1 protein-coding gene is annotated in these 2548 nt (G+C 65.8%); it reads left to right on the forward strand.

Translation table 11 applies throughout. The features are described from left to right. The coding region (gene metH, locus AQI95_RS44125; protein WP_067137139.1) for a methionine synthase at positions 1 to 2548 on the forward strand (2548 nt) is incomplete at both ends.

Genomic DNA, 2548 nt, shown 5'->3' on the forward strand with positions numbered 1-2548 from the left:
TCCGCGAGGCGCTCGCCACCCGTGTGGTGGTAGCCGACGGAGCCATGGGCACCATGCTCCAGGCGCAGGATCCGAGTCTGGACGACTTCCAGCAGCTCGAGGGCTGCAACGAGATCCTCAACGTCACACGGCCGGACATCGTTCGTTCCGTCCACGAGGCGTACTTCTCGGTGGGCGTCGACTGTGTGGAGACCAACACTTTCGGGGCCAACCATTCGGCTCTGGCCGAGTACGACATCCCCGAGCGTGTCCATGAGCTGTCCGAGGCGGGTGCGCGGGTGGCTCGTGAGGCCGCCGACGAGTTCACCGCCGGGGACGGCCGCCCCCGTTGGGTGCTCGGGTCCATGGGTCCCGGTACCAAGCTGCCGACGCTCGGTCACGCCCCGTACATCACGCTGCGTGATGCCTATCAGCGCAATGCGGAGGGTCTGGTCGCGGGTGGCGCGGACGCGCTGCTGGTGGAGACGACGCAGGATCTGTTGCAGACCAAGGCGGCCGTCCTCGGCGCGCGTCGTGGCCTGGATGTTCTCGGTGTGGATCTGCCGGTGATCGTGTCGGTGACGGTGGAGACGACCGGCACGATGTTGCTGGGTTCGGAGATCGGTGCGGCGCTGACGGCGTTGGAGCCGTTGGGCATCGACATGATCGGCCTGAACTGTGCCACCGGCCCGGCCGAGATGAGCGAGCATCTGCGTTATCTGGCCCGCAACGCCCGGATTCCGTTGTCGTGCATGCCGAACGCCGGTCTGCCGGTTCTCGGCAAGGACGGGGCGCACTATCCGCTGACCGCGCCCGAGCTGGCCGACGCGCAGGAGATCTTCGTCCGCGAGTACGGTCTGTCGCTGGTCGGCGGTTGCTGCGGTACGACGCCGGAGCATCTGCGTCAGGTGGTGGAGCGGGTCCGCGGTGTCACTCCGCCCGAGCGTGATCCGCGGCCCGAGCCCGGCGCCGCCTCTCTCTACCAGGCGGTGCCGTTCCGTCAGGACACGTCCTATTTGGCGATCGGTGAGCGGACGAACGCGAACGGGTCGAAGAAGTTCCGTGAGGCGATGCTGGAGGGCCGCTGGGACGACTGTGTGGAGACGGCGCGGGAGCAGATCCGTGAGGGCGCGCACATGCTGGATCTGTGTGTGGATTATGTCGGGCGTGACGGTGTGGCCGACATGGAGGAGTTGGCGGGTCGTTTCGCGACGGCGTCGACGTTGCCGATCGTGCTGGACTCCACCGAGGTCGAGGTGATCCGGGCGGGTCTGGAGAAGCTCGGTGGCCGTGCGGTGATCAATTCGGTGAACTACGAGGACGGTGACGGGCCGGACTCGCGGTTCGCGAGGGTCAGTGGGCTGGCGCGGGAGCACGGTGCGGCGTTGATCGCGTTGACGATCGATGAGGAGGGTCAGGCTCGTACCCCGGAGAAGAAGGTGGAGATCGCCGAGCGGTTGATCGGTGATCTGACGGGGAACTGGGGGATCCGTGAGTCGGACATCCTCATCGACACGCTGACGTTCACGATCTGCACGGGTCAGGAGGAGTCCCGTGGGGACGGTATCGCGACGATCGAGGCGATCCGTGAGCTGAAGCGGCGTCATCCGGACGTGCAGACGACACTCGGCCTGTCGAACATCTCGTTCGGTCTCAATCCCGCGGCCCGGATCCTTTTGAACAGTGTGTTCCTGGACGAGTGTGTGAAGGCGGGTCTGGATTCGGCGATCGTGCATGCGTCGAAGATCCTGCCGATCGCGCGGTTCGACGAGGAGCAGGTCACCACCGCTCTCGATCTGGTCTACGACCGCCGCCGCGAGGGCTACGACCCGCTGCAGAAGCTGATGCAGCTGTTCGAGGGTGCGACGGCGAAGTCCCTGAAGGCCGGCAAGGCCGAGGAACTGGCCGCGCTGCCGTTGGAGGAGCGTCTCAAGCGGCGGATCGTCGACGGGGAGAAGAACGGTCTGGAGGCGGATCTGGACAGTGCTCTGGTGGACCGGCCGGCGTTGGACATCGTCAACGAGACGTTGCTGGACGGTATGAAGGTGGTCGGTGAGCTGTTCGGTTCCGGTCAGATGCAGTTGCCGTTCGTGCTGCAGTCCGCGGAGGTGATGAAGAGTGCGGTGGCTCATCTCGAGCCGCACATGGAGAAGTCGGATTCCGAGGGCAAGGGCACGATCGTGCTGGCGACGGTGCGTGGGGACGTGCACGACATCGGCAAGAACCTGGTCGACATCATTTTGTCGAACAACGGCTACAACGTGGTCAACCTGGGGATCAAGCAGCCGGTCTCGGCGATCCTGGAGGCGGCCGAGGAGCACCGGGCCGATGTGATCGGTATGTCGGGGCTGCTGGTGAAGTCCACGGTGATCATGAAGGAGAACCTCCAGGAACTGAACCAGCGGGGTCTGGCCGCCCGCTTCCCGGTCATCCTGGGCGGCGCCGCCCTGACCCGCGCCTACGTCGAGCAGGACCTCCACGAGATCTACGAGGGCGAGGTCCGCTACGCCCGCGACGCCTTCGAAGGCCTGCACCTGATGGACGCCCTCATCGCGGTCAAGCGGGGCGT

It is taken from the genome of Streptomyces yokosukanensis (assembly GCF_001514035.1).
In the GTDB taxonomy this organism is placed as follows: domain Bacteria; phylum Actinomycetota; class Actinomycetes; order Streptomycetales; family Streptomycetaceae; genus Streptomyces; species Streptomyces yokosukanensis.